The 22,754-nt window shown below is 68.1% G+C and carries 2 protein-coding genes; both read right to left on the bottom strand.

Translation table 11 applies throughout. The features are described from left to right. Window positions 1-113: 113 nt before the first annotated feature. Complete coding sequence (locus PW843_11385; GenBank protein MDE1147208.1) at window positions 114-17,633, bottom strand: hypothetical protein; 17,520 nt, start codon at window positions 17,631-17,633, stop codon at window positions 114-116. Further along, window positions 17,623-21,984, bottom strand: a complete 4,362-nt coding sequence (locus tag PW843_11380; protein ID MDE1147207.1) for a hypothetical protein — start codon at window positions 21,982-21,984, stop codon at window positions 17,623-17,625. The genes PW843_11385 and PW843_11380 overlap by 11 nt, the downstream gene beginning before the upstream one ends. Between the last annotated feature and the right edge of the window lie 770 nt (window positions 21,985-22,754).

The following is a 22,754-nucleotide window of genomic DNA, read 5'->3' as shown; positions in this document are numbered from 1 at the left end:
GAAATGACGGGTGTCCGCAGCATGGATCAGTGGCTGGCGGCGCAAAGAAAAACCCCCGCCGGTTGATTGCCGGCGAGGGTTTTCTTCAGGTCTGCCTGGGCCGTCCAGCCGGATCAGAAATCCCAGCTGGCGCGCAGCACGCCGGCGTGGCTCTGGTAGCTCTGCCGGAACTCGCCATTGTACTCCAGCCGCAGGCTGACGCCGTCGCCGTGGGCCAGGGTGGCGCCCAGGCCCAGGGCCAGGCCGTCGGCTTCGGGCCGGCCGGTGGTGCTGACGAAGCTGACGCCACCCAGCACGCCGGTGCTGGCGATGGGGCCGTTCAGGTAATCGTGCACCCACGCCACCTTCAGGTCCGGCATCAGGCGGCCGATGCCGGTGTCCAGCGTGGCACTCACCTTGGCGCCCAGCTCCTGCGTCAGGCTGTTGGTGGTCAAGGCCCCCACGTCCATGTCGGCCGCACCGCCATCATGCTCGGCATACGCATGGTTGGTCAGGCGGGTGGCCTGCAGGCTCCATTGCGGGCTCAGGGTGATGTCACGCGCCACCGGCAGGTCGTAGGACACGGTGACCTTGCCCAAATACTGCTCCCCACCGTAGTTGGCGTTGGCGCGGGCGCCCAGGAACTCCACGACGCGGCGCTGGTCGTAGTGGTTGTAGCCGAAGCCCACCTGGCCCTCGACCGACAGGCGCTGGTCGGCGAAGTCCGGCCGCCAGACGCTGTAGGCCGTCAGCTGGTAGCTGCCCACCCGGGTGTCGCTGCCGGCCATCGGGCCCTGGCCCACGGCGGAGCCGTTGACCCAGCTGAACGCCATGCCGGCCATGACCTGCGGGTTGATGAACCAGTCGGCACCCAGCACCAGGCCGGAACTGCTGGCGCGATAGCCCGCCGCGTCGGTGGTGGTGCCGCGCAGCACGCCGCCGCCCAGGATTTCGCCCCAGATGACGCCGGTGCGGCCGTCGGAACCGGCCGCCGCCCCCTTGCCGTCTACACTCCCATTGGGCCCACCCATCAGGCTGGCGACCGTGCTCTGGTGCTGGCTGATGGCCGTGGTGCTGGGGGTGATGACCGTGGTGGCCAGCTGCGGCGTCAGCTGGCTGGGTGACAGCTGCGCCACCGCCACCTGCTGCGCCTTGCCGGTCAGCTTCGACAGCGGGTTCAGAACCGCCGTCTGGACCGCCTGGGCCGCCGTGCTGGTGCTGGACGCGATCAGGTCCAGTGCCGCACCCGTGCCCGTCGCCGCCCCACCCTCGGCGTTGCCCACGGCGGTGTAGTTGGTCTTGGCCGGCGTGGTCGTGCCCGTCCCGCTGCCGGTGGTGCCGGTGCTGGCCGTGTTCAGGGTCAGCACCAGATCGGTGGCGCCGTTGGCGGTGATGGTGCTGCTGGTGACGCTGTAGCCGGCGGCCGTCAGGGTCAGGTTGCTGGTGGCAAGGCCGCCGCTGGCCGCGACGATGGTGTAGCTGCCCGCCGCCAGCGAACCGCTGGTGGCCTTCAGCGTCACCGACCCGCCCGTCAGGCTGGCCGAGCCACTGATCGCCAGGCTGCCGTAGCTGCCGGTGGACGACACGCCGATCACCAGGTTGCCCGCCGTCTGGCTGTAGCTGCCGGTGATGTTGATGGCGCTGTTCACCAGCAGGGTGGCCCCGCTGTTGATGACACTGTGGCTGCCGACGTTGATGTTGTCGTTCAGCAGCAGGGTGCCGGAGACGAAGCGCAAATTGGCCAGCGTGCTGGTGATCTGGCCAATGCCGCCGTTGGTTCCCGTCAGGGTGCCGGGCGTGTCGTCCGTGCCGCCGCTGATGGACAGATCGTTGGCCGAGTAGTTGGCGATGTCGCCGACGATGGCGCCGGTGACCGACAGGGCACCCAAGGTCCCCGTGCTGGCGATGTACAGCGCCGTGGCGCCGCCGGCGGTGTTGGTGAGGGTGCCGGTGACCGCCAGGCTGTCCAGGTTGCCGCCGATATAGTCGTTGGCGGCGTTGGCCAGCAGGCTGGTGCCGCTGGTGGATGTCGTGGCGTCCAGGCCGGTGACACCGCTGGTGACGGTGGCGCCGGAGTAGCTGGAACCCGCACCGCCGCTGACCAGCGTGGCGCTGTCGCCCACCAGGTAGTTGGCGGCGGCGGACAGCCCGGCATTGACCACACCGCCGCTGATGTTGGCGGCCCCGCTGACGCTCAGCACGTGGCCATTGACGCCCAAGGTGCCGGCCGACTGGCTGTAGTTGCCCGTCACCGCCACGTTGCTGGCCAGCGCCAGGTTGGCCCCGGCGTTGGTCACCGTGTGGCTGCCGACGTCAATGGCGTCGCCCAGGCTGAGGTCACCCGACGCGAAGGTCAGGTTGGCTTGGGTGTTGCTGATGGTACCGCCGGTGAAGACGCCCACCGTGCCGTTGGAGCCACCGGTGATCACCAGATCATTGGCGCTGCTGTTCAGCACATTGCCGATGATGGTGCCGGTGTTGGAAAGATTGCCGACGTTGCCGCTGCCGGTGATGTTGACCGCCGTGACGGCGGACAGCGTGCCGCTGTTGGTCAGGGTGCCCAGGGTGCCGCTGACGTAATCGCTGACCAGGGTCAGGACCAGGTCGGTGGCGCTGCCATCGGCCGCCGTCCCCAGGGTGGCGGTGAAGCCGCTGGCCGAGGCGGTCAGGCCGCTGGTCGACAGGCTGCCGCCGGCCTCGACGATGGTGTAGCTGTCGCCGGCCAGCAGGTTGGCGCCCGCCAGGGCGGTGACGGCCACGGTGCCGCCGGTCAGGCTGGCCGAACCGCTGACCACCAGTTCGCCGGCCGTACCACTGCCGATGCCGGCGGCCAGCGTGCCGCCCGCCTGGCTGTAGTTGCCGGTGACGCTGACGATGCTGGTCAGCAGTACACTGGCGCCGCTGTTGACCAGCGTGCCGGTGCCGACGTTGACCGCGTCGTTCAGGGCCACGTTGCCCGAGGACAGCACAACGTTGGCGCCGGTGCTGGTGATGGTGCCGCCGGTCAGGCTGCCCGTCACCGAACCGCTGCCGCCGGTGATGCTGAGGGCGTTGGACGACAGGTTGACGATGTTGCCGCTGATGGTGCCGCTGTTGGCCAGGCTGCCCAGGCTGCCCGTGCTGGCGATGTAGACCGCCGTGGCGGCGCTGAGCGTGCCGGTGTTGGACAGGCTGGCGAGACTGCCGCCGACATAGTCGTTGAGGGCGGTCAGCGTCAGGGCGTTGCCGCTGGTCCCACTGCCGCTGATCAGGCCGGCCACACCACTGCTGACCGTGGCCCCGGCATAGCTGGAGCCCGTGCCGCCCGCCACCAGGGTGGTGAGACCACCCGCCAGGTAGTTGCCGGTGGTGGCGAGGCCGGCCGCGACGCTGCCGCCGCTGATGCTGGCCGCCCCGCTGACGCTCAGCACGTGGCCGGCCAGGGCCAGGGCGCCGGCACCCTGGCTGTAGTTGCCGGTGACACCGATGTTGGCGGCCAGCGTGACCGCCGCCCCGCTGTTGACCAGGGCCTGGCCGCCGACGTTGACGGCGTCGCCCAGCAGCAGGTTGCCGCCCGCCAGGTCCACGTTGGCCAGCGTGCTGAGGATGGTGCCGCCGGTCAGCGTGCCAATCGCCGTGCCGCTGCCGCCGGTGATGGTCAGCACGTTGGCGGTGGCGTTGACGATGTTGCCGCTGATAAGGCCGCTGTTGAGCAGGCGGCCCAGGCCGCCGCCCAGGTAGAGGGCCGTCACGCCGCTGATGGTGCCGCTGTTGTCCACCACCGCGACCGCGCCCAGGTTGCGGATGCCGTACAGGCTGCCGGCCAGGGTACCGCTGTTGCTGAGGGTGCCGATGCTGCCGGTCGCCGCGACGTACAACGCCGTGCTGACACCGCTGAGGCTGGCGGTGTTGCTGAGGTTGGCCAGCGTGCCGCCGACATAGTCGTTGCCGATGCCCAGCAGCAGGTCGACGTTGGAACCCAGGGTCGCCGTGCTGCTGGTCAGCGCCAGGCCGCCCAACGCCGCCACCACGGTGACGCCGGCGTAGCTGGAGCCCAGGCCGGCCTGCACCAGGGTGGCGCTGTCGCCCACCAGGTAGTTGCCGGTGGCCGAGACCACCTGGGCGGTGGAGACCGTGCCGCCCGTCAGGCTGGCCGTGCCCGTCACCACCAGGGTGTTGGCGCCCAGCGCTAGCGTGCCGGTGGCCTGGCTGTAGTTGCCGATGATGGTCAGGGTGTGGGCCAGCGCGACCGAGGCGCCGGTGTTGGTCACCGTGCCGGTGACGGCATCGTCCAGCAGGATGTTGCCGGCGGCCAGGTTGACGCCCGTGCTGGTGATGGTGCCGCCGGTGAAGCTGCCCACCACCGTGCCGCTGCCACCCACGATGCTGAGCGTGCTGGACGACAGGTTCAGGATGTTGCCCCGGATGGTGCCGCTGTTCACCAGGCTGCCCAGCGTGCCGGTGCTGGCGATATAGACCGCCGTGGCGGCGCTGAGCGTGCCGGTGTTGGACAGGCTGGCCAGGCTGCCGCCGACATAGTCGTTGAGGGCGGTCAGCGTCAGGGCGTTGCCGCTGGTCCCGCTGCCGCTGATCAGGCCGGCCACACCACTGCTGACCGTGGCCCCGGCATAGCTGGAGCCCGTGCCGCCCGACACCAGGGTGGTGACGGCACCCGCCAGGTAGTTGGCGGTGGTGGCGAGGCCGGCCGCGACGCCGCCGCCACTGATGCTGGCCGCACCGCTGACCACCAGGCTGTGCCCGGCGAGCGCCAGGGTGCCGGCGGTCTGGCTGTAGTTGCCGCTGACCGTCCCGTTGGCCGCCAGGGTGACATTGGCGCCGATGTTGGACAGCGTGGCGGAGCCCACGGTGACGCTATCGGCCAGCAGCAGGTTGCCACCGGCCAGGACCACGCCGCCCAAGGTGCTGACGATGCCGCCGTTGGTGAAGCTGCCCACCAGCGATCCCGTGCCGCCCGTGATGCTGAGCGCACCGGCCGACAGGTTGACGATGTTGCCGCTGACCAGGCCGCTGTTGGCCAGTTGCCCCAGGCTGCCCGTGCTGGTGATGTAGAGCGCGTTGGTGGCGCCCGTCAGGGTGCCGGTGTTGGCCAGCAGGCCGATGCTGCCGCTGGTGTACACGGCGGTGTGGCTGGAGGTCAGCAGGCCGGCGTTGGCGAGCGTGCCCAGGATGCCGGCGTTCAGCACCGCGTCGCCGAAACCACTCAAGGTGCCGCTGTTGGCCAGGGTGCCGACACTGCCGTTGTTGCGCAGGCCGGTGGTGCCGCCATTGACCGTGCCACCGGTCGTGATGCTCCACGACACGATGGTGCCGGTGTTGAACACCGCCACCTGGCCGCCGATGGTGCCACCGGCGCTGATCGAACCGATGGTGCCGCTGTTGGCCACGCCGTAGGTGGTGCCGGTGATGGTGCCGGTGTTGCTGAGCAGGCCGATGTACCCGGCGTTGTTCAGGCCGGCGGCCAGGGCCGAGGGCGCATCCACCAGGCTGCCGCTGTTCAGCACCGTGCCGATGACGCCCTGGTTGTACAGGCCGACACGGCCGGTGATGACGCTGCTGTTGTCCACCACCCCGATGGTGCCGAGGTTGCGCAGGCCGACGTTGGCGCCCGACAGGGTACCGGTGTTGCTGAGGCTGCCCACGCTGCCGGTGGTGGCGATGTAGGCCGCCGTGTTGACGCCGCCAATGCTGCCGGCGTTGTTCAGGCTGGCGAGCGTGCCGCCGACATAGTCGTTGGCGCCGACCAGCATCAGGTCCACCAGGCCGCCGCCGATGGTGACCATGGCCGTGGTCAGCGCCAGGCCGGTGATGGACGAGGCGACGCTGACCCCGGTGTAGCTGGATCCCAGCGTGCCCTGCACCAGCAGGCCGGCCGAACCGCCGACGGTGGAGGTGATGGTGCCGGCCACCTGCGACGTGGTGATCAGGCCGCCGCTGATGCTGGCGATGCCGCTGGCCACCAGGGAATAGCCGCCCAGGGCCAGGGTGCCCGAGGCCTGGCTGTAGTTACCGGTGATGCTGAGCGTGCTGGCGAGGTTCAGCGTGGCGCCGCTGTTGACCACCGTGTGGCCGGCGACGTTGATGGCATCGGCCAGCGTGTCGCTGCCGCCCAGGAACACCAGGTCGGCGTTGGCGCTGGTGATGGTGCCGCCGGTCAGCACGCCGCCGGCGCCGGCGATGGTCAGGCCGTTGGCCGACAGGTTCAGGATGTTGCCGCTGACCGTGCCGCTGTTGGCGAAAGTGCCCAGGCTGCCGGATGCCGCGATGTAGACCGCCGTGGCCGCACTCAGCGTGCCGCTGTTGGCCAGGGTGGCGAGATTGCCGCCGACATAGTCGTTGCCGGCCACCAGCAGCAGGTTGGTGCCCACCACCGTGCCCGTGCCCGACAGGCCGGTCAGGCCGCTGACCACCGTGCCGCCGCTGAGGCTGACGCCGCCGGCCGCGGAGACCAGGGTCGCAGCACTGCCGACGGTGTAGTTGGCCGTGCCCGACAGGCCGGCCACCACCGTGCCGCCGCTGATGCTGGCGGTACCGCTGGCGGCGAGTTGGGCGCCGGTGCCCACCACCAGGGTGCCCGCCGTCTGGGCGTAGTTGCCGGTGACGGAGACCAGGGTGGCAATGCTGAGCGCGGCACCGCTGTTGCGCACCGTGAAGGCGCCGACATTGACGGTGTCGTTCAGCAACAGGTTGCCGCCGCTGAACACCAGGTCGCTCAGGCTGTTGCTGATGGTGCCCAGGCCGGACTGCCCGGTCAGCGTGCCCACCACCGTGCCGGCGCCACCGGCGATGGTCAGGTCCGTCGCCGACAGGTTGAGGATGTCGCCGGCGATGATGCCGCTGTTGGCCAGGGTTCCCAGGCTGCCGGTGCTGGCGATATGAACGGCACCGCTGAGCAGGCCGCTGTTGCTGATCGTGCCGATGGTGCCGCTGTCGTTCACGCTGTAGGCGCCGCCGGAGACGGTGCCGGCGTTGCTGAACAGCCCGATGGTGCCGGCGTTGTCCACACCGGACAGAGTGCCGGACAGCAGGCCGATGTTGACCAGGCTGCCGAGGCTGCCGCTGGCCGCCACGTAGACCGGCACGCTGCCGCCGCCGATGGTGCCGCTGTTGGTCAGGGTCGCCAGGGTGCCGCCGATATAGTCGGCGGCGGCCGTGGCCACCAGCAGCAGGGTGCCGCCGCTGTTGATCGTGCTGGTCTGCAGGGCGACGATGCCGCCGTCCGCCTGCACCTGGACGCCGCTGTAGGACGACCCCGCCCCGCCGCTGATCAGGGTGGCGACGGCCGTGCCCACCAGATAGTTGCCGACCCCCGACAGGCTGGCGACGACGGAGCCGCCGGTCAGGCTGGCCGCCCCCGACACCACCAGTTCGGCGACGGCGGAGGACAGCACCAGGCCGCCCGAGGCCTGGCTGTAGTTGCCGGTGACGCTGACCACGCTGTTCAGCGTCAGCACGCCGCCGTTGTTGACCAGGGTATTGCTGCCAACGTTGACGGCGTCGTTCAGCAGCAGGTTGCCGGCCAGCACCAGGTTGCTGGCGGTGTTGGTGATCAGGCCCTGGCTGCCCGACGCGTAGCCCGTCAGGGTGCCGATGGTGGCACCGGCACCGCCGGTGATGCTGAGATCCGCGCTGCCGGCGTTGGTGATGTCGCCGGCGATGACGCCGGTGTTGCTGAAGGCGCCGATGGTGCCCGCGGCGCCGATGGAGACGGCGGTCGCCGCCGTGATCAGGCCGGTGTTGCCGACCGAGCCGATGCTGCCGGTGTTGTACAGGCCCCGGGTGGCGCCGACGATGCTGCCGCTGTTCAGCACCAGGGCGATGGTGCCGCCATTGTTCAGGCCGGCGCTGACCGGCGCCATGTCGTCCAGCAGGGTGCCGCTGTTGTCCAGCGTGCCGATGACACCCAGGTTGTAGAAGGCCACGGCACCGGCGATCAGGCCGGTGTTGCCGACAGAACCGATGCTGCCGCTGCTATAGACGCCGTAGGTGGCGCCACTGACGATGCTGTTGTTCAGCAGGGCGCCGATGGTGCCGGCGTTGACCAGGCCGGTCACGCTGCCGGACAGGGTGCCGTCGTTGGTCAGGGTGCCGATGCTGCCGGTGCCGGCGACATAGGCCGCGCGGGCAACACCGCTGATGGTGCCGGTGTTGTGCAGGGTGGCGAGGCTACCGCCGACATAGTCGTTGACGGCGACCAGCGCCAGATTGTTGCCGCTGGTGGTGCCGGTGAGGACGGCGGCACTCAGGCCGGTGTCGACGCCGACGCCGCTGTAGTCGGAGGCGGCCCCGGCCACCACCACGGTGGAACCGACCGTGCCCGCCAGGTAGTTGCCGGTGCTGGCCAGGGTGGTGACGACGGTGCCGCCGGTGATGCTGGCGGAACCGGTGACCGTCAGGCCGCCCGCGGCGCCGACGTCGATGGTGCCGGCCGTCTGGGCGTAGTTGCCGGCGACATAAACGCCGCTGCCCAGGACCAGGCTGGCGCGGAGGTTGCTGACGGTGTGGCCGGTGGCGATGATGGTGTCGTTGACCAGCAGCGCCCCCGAGGCGAACACCAGGTCGGCAGATGCTGTCAGCGTGCCGGTGCCGGTGTAGCCGGTCAGCGTGCCGATGGTGCCGGACGCACCGCCGACGATGGTGCCGATGCTGCCGCCGATGTCGCCCAGGATGGCGCCGCTGTTGACCAGCGTGCCGATGACGCCCTGGCTGTTGATGGCCGCGGTGGCACCGGCCAGGGTGCCGGTGTTGCTGAAGGTGCCCAGGTTGCCGGTACCGGCCACATACAGCGCCGCGACGCCGGCCGGGCCGATGCTGCCGCTGTTGGCCAGGCTGGCCAGGGTGCCGCCGACATAGTCGTTGCTGATCACGGCCAGCAGGGCGGTGCTGCTGAGGGTGCTGCCGGTGGACAGGCCGCTGATGCTGTTGGCGGTGACGATGGCGCCCCCGACCAACGTGCCGCCGCTGACCAGGGTGGTCGAGCCGACGGTGTAGTTGCCGGTGCCGGCATAGTTGGCCTGCACGGTGCCGCCGGACAGGGTGACGGCGCCGCTGACGTTCAGCGCGCTGGCGCCGGCCGTCAGGACCAGGGTGCCGGCAGTCTGGGTGTACTTGCCGGTGATGCTGACCGCGCTGGCCAGTGTCAGGGCCGCCCCGCTGTTCAGCACCGTGGAACTGCCGGCGTTGATGGTGTCGTTCAACAGCAGGTTGCCGCCGGTGAAGACGCCGCCCGCGGCGGTCAGCGTGCCCTGGTTGGTCAGGCCGCCGCCCGTCAGGGTGCCGACCGTGCTGCCGGTACCGCCGGCGATGGTCAGCGCGCCCATGGAGTAGATGGCGCCGGCGATGGTGCCGCTGTTGAGCAGCCCGCCCAGGCTGCCGTAGTTCTCGATGGCGTAATGGGTGCTCTGGATCAGGCCGCTGTTGAGGATGGTGCCCAGGCCATCCAGGTTCAGGATGGCCCCGTCGCCGCTGGTGCGGATGGTGCCGCTGTTGCTGATGACGGCGATCGTCTGGCCCATGTTGTTGACGACGGCGTTGCCGGTACCCGTGATCAGGCCGCTGTTGGTCAGGGTGCCGATGGCGCCGTCGTTGGCGATGGCGGTGTGGCCGCTGATCGTGCCGCTGTTGGCCAGGGTGCCGATGCTGCCGTAGGCCACCACGCCGCTGTAGCCGCTGATGATGCTGTGGTTGGACAGCAGGCCCACGATGCCGCCGACATAGGCGCCGACGCCGGACACGCTATCGCCGGCCAGGGTGCCGTCGTTGGTGACGGTGCCGATGCTGCCCATGCTGGCGACGTACAGGGCGTACTGGCCGGAGATGGCGGCGGTGTTGACGATGCTGGCCAGGGTACCGCCAACATAGTCGCTGTCCACCACCAGCAGCAGGTCGTTGCCGCTGATGCTGCTGCTGCCGGTCAGGGTTCCCGTCAGGCCGGTGATGGCGATGGTGGCGGTGCTGTAGTCGGCCGCCCCGCCGGCGCTGACCAGCGTCGCGGCGGCGCCACTGCCCACCAGGTAGTTGCCCGTGCCGGACAGGCTGACCGCCACGGTGCCGCCGATGGTGGCCGCACCCGACACCACCAGTTCCGCCCCGCTGGCCAGGGACAGGGTGCCGGCGGTCTGGTCGTAATTACCGGTGATGCTGACCGTGCTGGCCAGCAGCAGGTTGGCGCCGAGGTTGCTGACGGTGTGGCCGGTGGCGACGATGGTGTCGTTCAGCAGCAGGGCGCCGCCGCCGAATACCACGTCGGCGTTGCTGGTCAGCGTGCCCGCAGTGGTCGGGACATAGCCCGTCAGGGTGCCGATGGTTCCGTTGCTGCCGCCGATGATGGTCAGGGCGGTGCCGGCGTTGTTGGCGATGCTGCCCTGGATGACGCCGCCATTGACCAGGGTGCCCAGGTTGTCGGCGTGCCCCACATAGAGGGCCGCGATGGACGCGGCGATGGTGCCGCTGTTCTGCAGCGTGCCGACGGTGCCGCCCGATATGTAGAAGCCGTAACCGCCGGTGACCAGCGCGCCCGCCTGGTTGACCACCTGCCCGCTGGTGCCGCCCAGGATGTTGACGCCGTACTGGCTGCTGATGGTGCCGCCCGTCTGGTTCACCAGCGTGCCCAGGGCGCCGGTGACGTAGAAACCGTAGTAGGTGGGGCTGCTGATCAGGCCGGCGTTGGTCAGGGTGCCGATGGAACCGCCGACGTTGATGGCGGTGCTGCCGGTGATGACGCCGGTGTTGGTGTTCACGAAACTGGCGATGGTGCCGCCGGCGGCGACGTTCAGGCCGGAACCGCTGCCGTTCAGCGTGCCGCTGTTGGTGAAGGTGCCCACGCTGCCGGTGGCCGCGACATAGGCCGCCCGGGCCACACCCGTGATGGTGCCGGTGTTGGACAGGCTACTCAGCGTGCCACCGATGTAATCGTTCTGGATCACCGCCAGCAGGGCGTTGCCACTGACCGTGCTGCCGGTGGACAGGCCGGTGATGTTGTTGGCGGTGATGACCGCGCCGCTGACCAGGCTGCTGCCGCTGGCCAGCGTGATGGAGCCCGCCGTGTAGTTGCCGGTGCTGGAATAGCTGGCCAGCACGGTGCCGCCCGTCAGGCTGACCGCCTGGCTGGCGACCAGGCTGGTGGAACCGGTGGCGATCACCAGGGTACCGGCGCTCTGGCTGTAGGCGCCAGTGATGCTGAGGGTGCTGCCCAGGGCCAACGAGGCGCCGGCGTTCAGCACCGTGCCGGCACTGACGCTGTCCTCCAACAGTCGCAGGCTACCGCCGGCGAACATCGCATTGGCGCTGCCGCCATTGATGTTGCCCGACAGGGTGCCGGTGGTGCCGGACATCCCGCCGATGATGGTCAGGTCATTGGTGCCGTTATTGGTGATGCCGCCCTGCAGCAGGCCGCTGTTGATCAGGGTCCCCAGGCTGCCGCTGATGTTCAGGACGGAGCCGGCACTGATCACGCCGCTGTTGCTGACCGTGCCGACACCGCCGCTGACGTTGATGGCCGTGCCGTCCGCATGGATGGTGCCGCTGTTGGCGACGCTGCCAATACTGCCGGCGACGGCGATGGCCGCACTTTGCCCACGAAGCGTACCAGCGTTGCTGAACACACCCACGCTGCCGGAACCGGACACCAGGATGCCGGTATGGCGCACGATGGTGCCGCTGTTGGCCAGGCTGCCCACGGTGCCGTTGACCTGAATGCCGATACCGGTCGTGGTGGTGACGCCGATGCGGCCGCTGGCCTGGTTGACCAGGGTACCGACCTGGCCGTCCACCACCACGTCGTTGTAGGTGGCCTGCAGCACGCCGCTGTTGATCAGCGTGCCCACGCTGCCGGTGCTGGCGACATAGAGGGCGGTTTGGGCCCCGGTGATGGTGGCGGCGTTGGTCAGGTTGGCGAGAGTGCCGCCGACATAGTCGCTGGTCACCGTCAGCAGCAGGTTGTTGCCATCCGTGCTGAAGCCGGCCGCGACATTGGCAATGGTGCCGAGGTCGGCGACGGCGTTGCTGTAGTCGGCCGCCCCGCCGGCGCTGACCAGCGTCGCGGCGGCCCCCACCAGATAGTTGCCGGTGCTGGACAGGCTGGCCTGCACCGTGCCGCCGACGGTGGCCGTGCCCGACACCACCAGTTCGGCGCCATTGGCCAGGGCCAGGGTGCCGGCGCTCTGGCTGTAGGCACCGGTGATGCTGACACTGTTGGCCAGGATGAGGTTGGCGCCGGTATTCTGGACCGAGGCGACGATGCCGTCGTTCACAGCCAGGCTGCCGCTGGTGAAGACCACGCCGGCGCCGGAGGTCAGCGTGCCGCCGGTCAGGGTGCCGGTGGTGCCGCCCGTGCCGCCGCCGATGCTGAGCGCCAGGGCGCCGTCATTCTCGATATTGCCGGCGATGACGCCGCTGTTGATCAGGGTGCCGATGGTACCGGTGCTGTAGATGGCGTTGACGCCGCCCTGGATGAGGCCGCTGTTGGCGATGGTGCCGATGGTGCCGGCGTTGGAGAGACCGACCTGGGTCCCGGCGATGGTGCCGCTGTTGACCAGGGTGCCCAGGGTGCCGCTGGCCGCGACATAGACGGCCGTGCCCACGCCGCCGACCGTGCCGGTGTTGCCCAGGCTGGCCAGGCTGCCGCCGACGTAGTCGTTGTTGATCAGGGCCAGCAGGGCGCTGCCGATGACCGTGCTGCCGGTGCTGAGGCCGCTGACGCTGTTGGCGGTGACGACGGCGCCGCCGACCAGGCTGTTGCCGCTGACCAGTGTGGCGGTGCCCACCGTGTAGTTGCCGGTGCTGCTGAAGCTGGCCAGCACGGTGCCGCCCGACAGGGTCACGTCGTCGCTGGCGACCAGGCCGCCCGAACCGGCGGCGATGGCCAGCGTGCCGGCGCTCTGGCTGTAGGCGCCGGTGATGCTGACGACGCTGCTCAGCGCCAGGGAAGAGCCGGAGTTCCGCACCGTGTTGCCGGTGGCGTCGATGGCGTCGTTCAGGACCAGGGCGCCGCCGGTGAACAGGACGTCGCCGCCGGTGTGCTGGATCGTGCCCTGGCTGCCCAGGGTCCAGCCGGTCAGGGTGCCGACGGTGCCGTTGGCACCACCGCTGATCGTCAGGGTGCCGGTGCTGTTGTCGATGATGTCGCCGGCGATGGTGCCACTGTTGCTGATGCCGCCCAGCGTGCCGTTGCTGTCAACGAAGATCGCGGCGGGGCCGGACAGCACGCCGCTGTTGATCAGCGCGCCCAGGGCGCCCGCGATATTGATGGCACCTACCTGGCCGGACCCGGCCGCCAGGCCGCTGGTGGTGATGAGCCCGCTGTTGTTGAGCGTGCCGATGCTGCCGCTGTCGGCGACGGCCGCCGAACCGGCGGCGATGATGCTGCCGCTGTTGGACAGGCTGCCGATGGTGCCGGCGTTGGAGATGCCGGTACCCGACGGCGCGCTGATCAGGCGGCTGTTGTCGAAGGTGCCGATGGCGCCGTAGTTGGCCACCGCCCAGACGGAGCCCTGCAGGGTGCCGGTGTTGGCGAAGGAACCGATGCTGCCGCTGTTGCCGACGTAGGCCGCGACGCCGACGCCGCCGATGCTGCCGGTGTTGACCAGGCTGGCGAGGGTGCCGCCGATATAATCGTTGCCCACCGTCGCCAGCAGGTCGTTGCCGGCGATGCTGTAGCCGGCGCCCTCGACACCATTGAAGGTGCCCGTGGCGATGCTGACGGCGACGGCGCTGTAGTCGGCCGCCCCGCCGGCGCTGACCAGCGTCGCGGCGGCGACGCCCGCCAGGTAGTTGCCCGTGCTGGACAGGCTGGCCAGCACGGTGCCGCCGACGGTGGCCGTGCCCGACACCACCAGTTCGGCGCCGTTGGCCAGGGCCAGCGTGCCGGCGCTCTGGCTGTAGGCGCCGGTGATGCTGAGCGTGTTGGCCAGGATGAGATTGGCACCGGTGTTCTGGACCGAGGCGGCGATGCCGTCGTTCACAGCCAGGCTGCCGCTGGTGAAGACGACACCGGCACCGGAAGTCAGCGTGCCGCCGGTCAGGGTGCCGATAGTGCCGCCCGTCCCGCCGCCGATGCTGAGCGCCAGGGCGCCGTCGTTCTCGATATTGCCGGCGATGACGCCGCTGTTGATCAGCGTGCCGATGGTACCGGTGCTGTAGATCGCGTTGGCGCCGCCCTGGATGGTGCCGCTGTTGGCGATGGTGCCGATGGTGCCGGCGTTGGAGATGCCGACCTGGGTCCCGGCGATGGTGCCGCTGTTGACCAGGGTGCCCACGCTGCCGCTGGCCACCCGCAGGGCGGAGCTGTAGGCCTGGATCAGGCCGCTGTTGTTCAGCACACCCACGACGCCGTTGTTGACGAACGCGGCGGCGGAATAGCCGTCCATCAGGATGGCGCCGACATTAGTAACTGTGTGCAGCGTGCCGTCGTTCTCCACGCCGCTGCCGTAATAGCCGCTGCTCGAGGCGATGATGGTGCCGGTGTTGCTCAGCAGGTCCAGCGTGCCGGCGTTGCTGAGGCCGATCACGCCGCTGCCGCCCACGGCCGAGATCAGGCTGCCATTGACGACCGTGCCGATGCTACCGGCGTTGTAGAGGCCGATGTTCTGGCCCGTCAGCGTGCCGGTGTTGGACAAGGTGCCCAGGGTGCCGCTGGCCGCGATATAGACGGCCGTGCCCACGCCGCTGACCGTGCCGGTGTTGACCAGACTGGCCAGGCTGCCGCCGACATAGTCGTTGCCAACCGTCAGCAGCAGGTTGTTGCCATTGCCAGCGATGGCGGACGTCAGGCCGGTGACGCTGCCGCCCGTGATGATGGCGCTGTAGTCGGACCCGCTGCCGCCGGCCACCAGGGTGCTACCGCCCACCGTGTAGTTGCCGGTGGACAGGACCGCCAGGACCGTGCCGGCGATACTGGCGGCACCGCTGACCACCAGTTCACCACCCGCCGCCAGGTTCAGGGTGCCGGAGGCCCCCTGGCTGTAGGCGCCGGTGATGCTGATGGTGCGGTCCAGAAGCAGATCGGCACCGGTGTTCTGGACCGAGGCGGCGATGCTGTCGTTGAGCAGCAGCGCGCCGCTGGTGAAGATCACGCCGCCGTTGGCGGTCAGCAGGCCCTGGTTGGTCAGTGTGTTGCCGGTCAGGGTACCGATGGTGCCGCCCGTGCCGCCCCCGATGCTGAGTGCGTTGCCGCTGCTGTCGTAAATGTCGCCGGCGATGATGCCGCTGTTGATCAGCGTGCCGATGATGCCGACGCCGTTGTTGATGGCGTGGCTGCTGCCCTGGATGGTGCCGCTGTTGATCACGGCGCCGATGGTGCCGGAGCCGACATTGATGGCATCGCCGTTGGAGGCGGTGATCACGCCGCTGTTGGTCAGCGTGACGATCGTGCCGGTGGCGTTGTTGATGAGATAGCCGTTGGAGGCAATGAGCAGGCCGTTGTTGATCAGCGCGGTTATCGTGCCGCCATTATTGTTGACGGCGCTGCCGACGGTCCCCTGGATCGTGCCGCCGGCCTGGTTGATCAGCACCCCGATCAAACCGGCGTTACTGACGCCGCCGTAAAGCGGGCTGGACTTGATCGTGCCGGCGTTGGCCAGCGTCCCTATGGTGCCGTTGTTGGTAATGGCGTTGGCGCCGGTGCCTGCGATCACGCCGCTGTTGGACAGCGTGCCGATGCTGCCCCCGTTGAGCACGCCGGCGCCGGTGCCGGCCAGCGTGCCGCTGTTGACCAGGGTGCCCAGCCGGCCGCTGCCGGCGACATAGAGGGCATACTGGCTGGTGATGGCCAGCGTGTTGCCCGCGCTGGCCAGCGTGCCGCCGATATAGTCGCTGGTCACCGTCAGCAGCAGGTTGTTGCCGGCGATGCTGGTGCCCGCCCCGGCGCCCATACCCCCGATGGTGACAAGGTTGGTCGTGGCGCCGGAATAATCGGACGTGCCGCTGGCGCTGACCAGGGTGGTGGCGCCGCCACCCACCAGGTAGTTGGCGGTGCTGGACACGGTGGCCTGCACCGTGCCGCCGATGGTGGCCTGGCCGGTGACCACCAGTTCACCGCCGCTGGCCAGGTTCAGGGTGCCCGCACTCTGGCTGTAGGCGCCGGTGACGGTGACGATGGTGTTCAGAATCAGGTTGGCGCCGGTGTTGCCGACCGTATGGCTGCCGATCGTGACGTCGTCGTTCAGCAGCAGGTTGCCGCTGGTGAAGACCACGTCGGCCGCGGTGTAGCTGATGGTACCCTTGTTGGTCAGCGTGCCGCCGGTCAGCGTGCCGATGGTGGCGCCGGTGCCGCCACCGATGCTGAGCGCCTGGGCGCCATAGCCAAAGATGTCGCCAGCAATGATACCGCGGTTGATCAGCGTGCCGATCGACCCGTTGGTCAGGTTCAGGGCCTCGCCCCCGCCCTGGATCAGCCCGGTGTTGATCACCGTGCCGATGGTGCCGACGTTGTTGATGCCCCACCAGGCGGACAGGGTGCCGCTGTTGGTCACCGTGCCGATGCTCGCGCCGGCGTTGTTCGATATGGCGGAACTGGCGACGCTGATGGTGCCGCTGTTGCTGATCAGGCCGACCACGCCGCTATTGTTGATGGCATGGTTGGCGGCGATGACGCCGCTGTTGCCCAGCGCGCCGACGGTGGCGCCGCTGGCGATGGTCACGCCGGCGAATGAGGCGCCCAGGGTGCCGCTGTTGTCGATCGTGCCGACACTGCCGCCGCCGACGGCGATGTCGGCGACGTACGTGCCCTGGACCAGCCCGGAATTGAGGATGCCGCCGATCATGCCGGCGCTGTACAGGCCGACATACTGGCCGCTGATGGTGCCGGTGCTGCTGTTGATCAGCGTGCCGATGCTGCCGCTGCCGTCGATATAGGCGCCGAAGGTGCCGGGGCTGCTGATGGTGCCGTCATTGGTCAGCAGCGTGATGACGCCGCTGTTCATCAAGGCCCGGGAGTTGGCCGAGATCGTGCCGATGCTGGTGTTGACCAGCGTATCGATGCTGCCGTTGGAGACGATGTAGATGGTGCCGGTGATCGTGCCGCTGTTGGTCAGCGTATTGATGACGCCGGCGTTGTAGATCGCGGTCACGCCGGACAGCGTGTCGTTGTTGACCAGCGCGCCAATGGTGCCGTAGTTCAGGACGCCGTTGCTGCCCCCGGTCAGCAACCCGTTGTTGCTGATCAGGCCGATGCTGCCGGTGTTGTCGACACCCCACCAACCGGTCAGCGTGCCGCTGTTGGTCACCGTGCCAATGCTGCCGCCGCCGTTCTGGATAGCGGAGCTGGCGCCGCCCATGCTGCCGCTGTTGTCGATCAGGCCGATGGTGCCATCGACGTTCCAGATGCCGTGGTTACCGCCGAAGACGGCGCCGACGCTGTTGGTGATGGTGCCGACGCTGCCGCCGAGCGTGACGTAGACCCCGACGAAGTTGTCCAAGGTGCCGGTGTTGTCGATCAAGCCGACGGTGCCGCCGGCGACATCGATCGCCGCGATATAGGTGGCGGAGATGACACCGGCGTTGAGGACACTGCCCACCGTGCCGGCGACGTATAGCCCCCCGCTGACACCGCCGATCGTGCCGATGCTGGTGTTGACCAGCGTGCCGATGCTGCCGGTGCTGACGACATTGATGCCGTAGTCGTTGCTGGCCGTGCCGCTGATCGTGCCGCTATTGGTCATGCGTGTCGATGACGCCGCCGTTGTAGATCGCGGTCGCGCCAGTCAGCGTGTCGTTGTTGGCCAGGGTGCCGATGGTGCCGTAGTTCAGGACGCCGTAGTTGCCCCCGGCCAGTAGCCCGCTGTTGCTGAGCAGGCCGATGCTGCCGTTGTTGTAGACACCCCACCAGCCAGTCAACGTACCGCTGTTGGTCACCGTGCCGATGCTGCCGCCGTTCTGGATGGCGGAGCTGGCGCCGCCCATGCTGCTGCTGTTGTCGATCAGGCCGATGGTGCCGTCGACGTTCCAGATGCCGTGGTTGCCAGTGAAGACACCACTGTTGCTGATGGTGCCGACGCTGCCGCCGAGCGTGACGTAGACCCCGAAGGCGTTGCTCAAGGTGCCGGTGTTGTCAATCAGGCCGACGGTGCCGCCGGCGACATTGATCGCCGCGACATACGTGGCCGAGATGACACCGGCGTTGAGGACGCTGCCCACCGTGCCGGCAAGGAACAGGCCCCCGCTGACGCCGCTGATCGTGCCAATGCTGGTGTTCACCAGCGTGCCGATACTGCCGGTGCTGATGACGTTGATGCCGTAGGCGTTTCTGGCCGTGCCGCTGATCGTGCCGCTGTTGGTCAGCGTGTCGATGACGCCGCCGTTGTAGATCGCGCTTCTGCCGGACAGCGTGCCGGTGTTGACCAGGGCCCCGATGGTGCCGTGGTTCAGGACGCCGTCGCTGCCCCCGGTCAGCAGCCCGCTGTTGCTGAGCAGGCCGATGCCGCCGGTGCTGACGACGTTGATGCCGTAGCTGGCCCCGCTGATCGTGCCGCTGTTGGTCAGCGTGTTGATGACGCCGGCGTTGTAGATCGCGGTCACACCGGTCAGCGTGTCGTTGTTGGCCAGGGTGCCGATGGTGCCGTAGTTCAGGACGCCGTCGCTGTCCCCGGCCAGCAGCCCGCTGTTGCTGAGCAGGCCGATGCTGCCGTTGTTGTAGACACCCCACCAGGCGGACAGGGTGCCGCTGTTGGTCACCGTCCCGATGCTGCCGCCGTTCTGGATGGCGGAACTGGCCCCGCCCATGCTGCTGCTGTTGTCGATCAGACCGATAGTGCCGCCGTCGTTCCAAATGCCATGGTTTCCGGTGAAGACGCCGCTGTTGCTGATGGTGCCGACGCTGCCGCCCAGGGTGACGTAGACCCCGAAGGCGTTGCTTAAGGTGCCGGTGTTGTCGATCAGGCCGACGGTGCCGCCAGCGACCTCGATCGCAGCGACAATCGAGGACGCGATGGTACCGTCGTTGACGATGCTGCCCACCGTGCCGGCGACGTACAGGCCGATGCTGCCACTGATGGTGCCGATGCTGGTGTTGACCAGCGTACCGATGCTGCCGCCGGCGACGTCGATGCCATAGCCGCTACTGTCGATCGTGCCGCTGTTGTTCAGGCTGCCGATCGTGGCGGCCGACCAGACGGCGGTGTACCCGCCATGGATGGACCCGCTGTTGAGCACGGTGTCGATGGTGCCACCGGACAACTCCAGGCCGACGCTCGAGCCTTGGATCAGCCTGCTGTTGTTCAGCGTGCCGACGCTGCCGCTATTGTAGAAACCCCACCAGCCGGTCAACGTGCCGCTGTTGGTAACCGTGCCGATGCTGCCGCCGTTCTGGATGCCGGAGCTGCCGCCACCCATGGTGCCGCTGTTATCGACCAGGCCGATGGTGCCATCGACGTTCCACAAACCGTGGCTGGTGCCGAAGATGCCGCTGTTGCTGACGGTGCCGACGCTGCCGCCCAGGGTGACGTATAAACCGACGGCGTTGCTCAACGTGCCGGTGTTGTCGATCAGGCCGATACTGCCACCGTCAACGATGATCGCGCCAACGTACGTGGAGGAGATGACGCCGGCGTTGACGACACTGCCCACCGTGCCGGCGACGGTGACGTACAGGCCCCCCAAGCTGCCGGCTATCGTGCCGATGCTGGTGTTGACCAACGTGCCGACACTGCCACCGCCATCGATGGTGATGCCGTAGCCGCTGACGCCGCTGATGGTGCCACTGTTGGTCAGCGTATCGATGGTACCGCTGGCCTGGATGCCCTGGGGACCAATGATCACGCCGCTGTTGGTCAGGGTGTGGATGGTGGCGCCGCCGCCATCGAGCATCACAGCGGCGGTGATGGAGTTGATGCCGCTGATCGTGCCGCCGGCCGCGTTGTCCAGCAGGGTGACGACGGCCTGGTCACTGACATAGACGCCGTTGTTGCCGGCGATCAGGCCGCTGTTGCTGATGGTGCCGACGACGCCGGAATTCGAAATCCGGAGACCTTTGTCGTCACTGGAACCGGCGGCGATGGCGCCGCTGATGGTGGCGCCGGCCTCATTGATCAGGGTGCCCAGGGTGCCGGTGCCGTGGACCTGCATGCCCGAATTGTTGCCGGCGACCGTGCCGCTGTTGTCGACGGTGTTCACCGTCCCATTCTCAATGTCGAGACCGGTATTGCCGCCGAAGATGGTGCCGCTGTTGGACAGGCTGCCCAGGCTGCCGTCGAGATAGATGCCCCTCAGCCAAGTCCCGTTGATGAAGCCGCTGTTGGCCAGGACGCCCAGGCTGCCCGACACGTTCAGGGCGATGGGGGAGCCGCTGATAACGCCCGAAACCGTGTTGATCACCGTGCCGACGGTGCCGCTGAGCACGACACCGATCTGGCCGGACACATTGCCGGCGTTGATCAGGGTGCCCAGGTTGCCCGCGACAACCACGCCGGTTGACGCCGAAATGTTGGCATTCGCCTGGTTGTCCAGCGTGCCGACACTGGCGCCGCCGGCGATGCTGATGCCGTAGCCGCTGGGGCCGCTGATGGTGCCGCTGTTGGACAGCGTGCCGATGCTGCCGCTACCGGCGACGTAGACGCCATAGCTGTTGGTGCCGGCGTTGACCAGGGCGGCCAGCGTGCCGCCGACATAGTCGCTGGTCACCGTCAGCAGCAGGTTGTTGCCGGCGATGCTGTAGCCAATGCCGGAAACGTTGTCGATGCTGCCGATGGTGACCACCGCGGCGCTATAGTCGGAGGTGCTGCCGGCGCCCACCAGGGTGACGCCACTGCCCGCCAGGTAATTGCCCGTACTGGACATGGTGGCCGACACCGTGCCGGCGATGGTGGCGTTGTCGGTCACCACCAGTTCCCCGCCGCTGCCCAGGCTGAGGGTACCGCCGGCCGCCTGGACGTAGGTGCCCATGACGGTGACGGCGCTGCCCACCATCAGGTTGGCGCCGGCGTTGACGACGGACCAGTCGTTGCCGTTGTTGCGGGGGGCCGTGTCGTTGGTGGCGTTGATGGTGTCGTTCAGCAGGATGTTGCCGGAGGCCAGCACCAGGTCGTTGCTGATATTCAGCACGCCCTGGGCGCCGGCATAGCCGGTGAAGGTGCCGACGGTGGTACCAACACCGCCGATGATGGTGCCGATGGTCGATCCGACGTTGCCGACGATGGTGCCGCTGTTGCTCAGGGTATCGACGCTGGCGATGATCGCGACATTGGCACTGATGAGGCCGGTGTTGACCAGGGTACCGATGCTGCCGCCGGAAATGGCCTGGGACGTGGCGACGATGGAACCGCTGTTGACCAGGGTGTTGATGACACCGCCGGTGTTGCCGATGGCGGTGAAACCGCCGCTACTGATGGTGCCAGCGTTGCTCAGATAGCCGATGATACCGGTGTTTCTGATGGCATTGGCGGAATTGGCCGCAAAGATCTGACCGCCGGTGGCGTTGACCAGCGTGCCGATGAAGCCGTCGTTGGTGAGGGCGCGCCCGCTGCCGTCGGTGGTGATGGTGCCGCTGTTGAGGATGGTGCCGATGCTGGCGCCGAGGGCATTGTGGAGGCCGCTGCGGCCGGTCAGCGTGCCGGTGCGGGTGTTCGTCACCAGACCGATGGTGTTCTCGTTCTGGAGCGCCGGATCGTTGCCGCCCTGGATCAGGCCGCTGTTGCTCAGCGTGGCGATGGTGCCGAGGTTCTGGAGGCCGTAGGCGCTGCTCTGGCCCCAGAGGGTGCCGCTGTTGACCAGGGTGCCGACGCTGCCCGTGCTTCCCACATAGAGCGGCGCGATGCTGGTGGTCGCGGTGTGCACCACGCCGCTGACGGTGATGTTCGCGTTGCCGTACAGCACGAAGTTGTCGGACGGCGAGCCGGAGATGACGGTGTCGCCGGTGATGGTGACTGTTTGCGCCTGGACCTTGGTCGGGGCCGCCAGGGCCGCCCCCATGGCCAGCAGGGAGGTGCCGGCGCGCAGCAGGGTGCGCGTCGTCCGGTTCCGCTTGTCCAGGTCACCCTTCAGCAGGCCCGAACGCGCGTCCAGCAGCATCTTACCCATACCCCGATCCCCCATGCCGTAATCACGGGTACCGACGTGGGGCAAATCCGGGAAGCTTCAGTTGACCGGTACCGGGGTCCATCCCCCCGGCAGGTCGCCGCCCCGCCCCAACCGGCACCCGGGAAAAACTGTTCATCCCAGGCCTGTACCTACCCAAAAGGTTGGTACTTGTTGTTAACTTCTGCGGGACGGTCCGGGTTCTGTCAACATGTCGATTGATACAAATCAAGTTAATGGCGGGCTTGATTTGAATTACAGTCCAAATGTATCACTTCCTAACCGCAGGTCGATGACGCCAACATATTGGTCGTTAGATTTCGTCATATTTGGTTGCTTTGTGGTTAATTTCGGTTGTCCGGCATTGTACTGGCCCTGATACTGATTCACGGGTGCGTAACACTACGTCCGACGGTCGGCAATTTTGCAAAATATCTGGGCCCGGGCCTTCGTTTACGAATGGCCCCATCGGCAGGCCTGGGCCGCCGGATACCTCGAACGGTAAAGGCATGCACGCCGGATCGACCCGTCTCCGGACATCGTCCTGATCGACGGGCCCTATCAAATCTTCCAAGACTTTCATTGGATTCCGCAACGGGTGCGGGGCCACACTTTGCCCCATCCGGCGCCCTACGAACGACGCCGGAACAACCGAGGAAACGCGCCGGGCGGCGATCCCGTGGCAACCACCACCAGGGTACATCCAAGGACGACCACCGGTGACACCGGCGGCCGGCCAACGATCCCGCTCGACCCAGCGTTTTCCTCGTCCC

The organism is Azospirillaceae bacterium, from assembly GCA_028283825.1.
Classification (GTDB): domain Bacteria; phylum Pseudomonadota; class Alphaproteobacteria; order Azospirillales; family Azospirillaceae; genus Nitrospirillum.
This window is presented reverse-complemented; position numbering and strand designations above follow the sequence as displayed.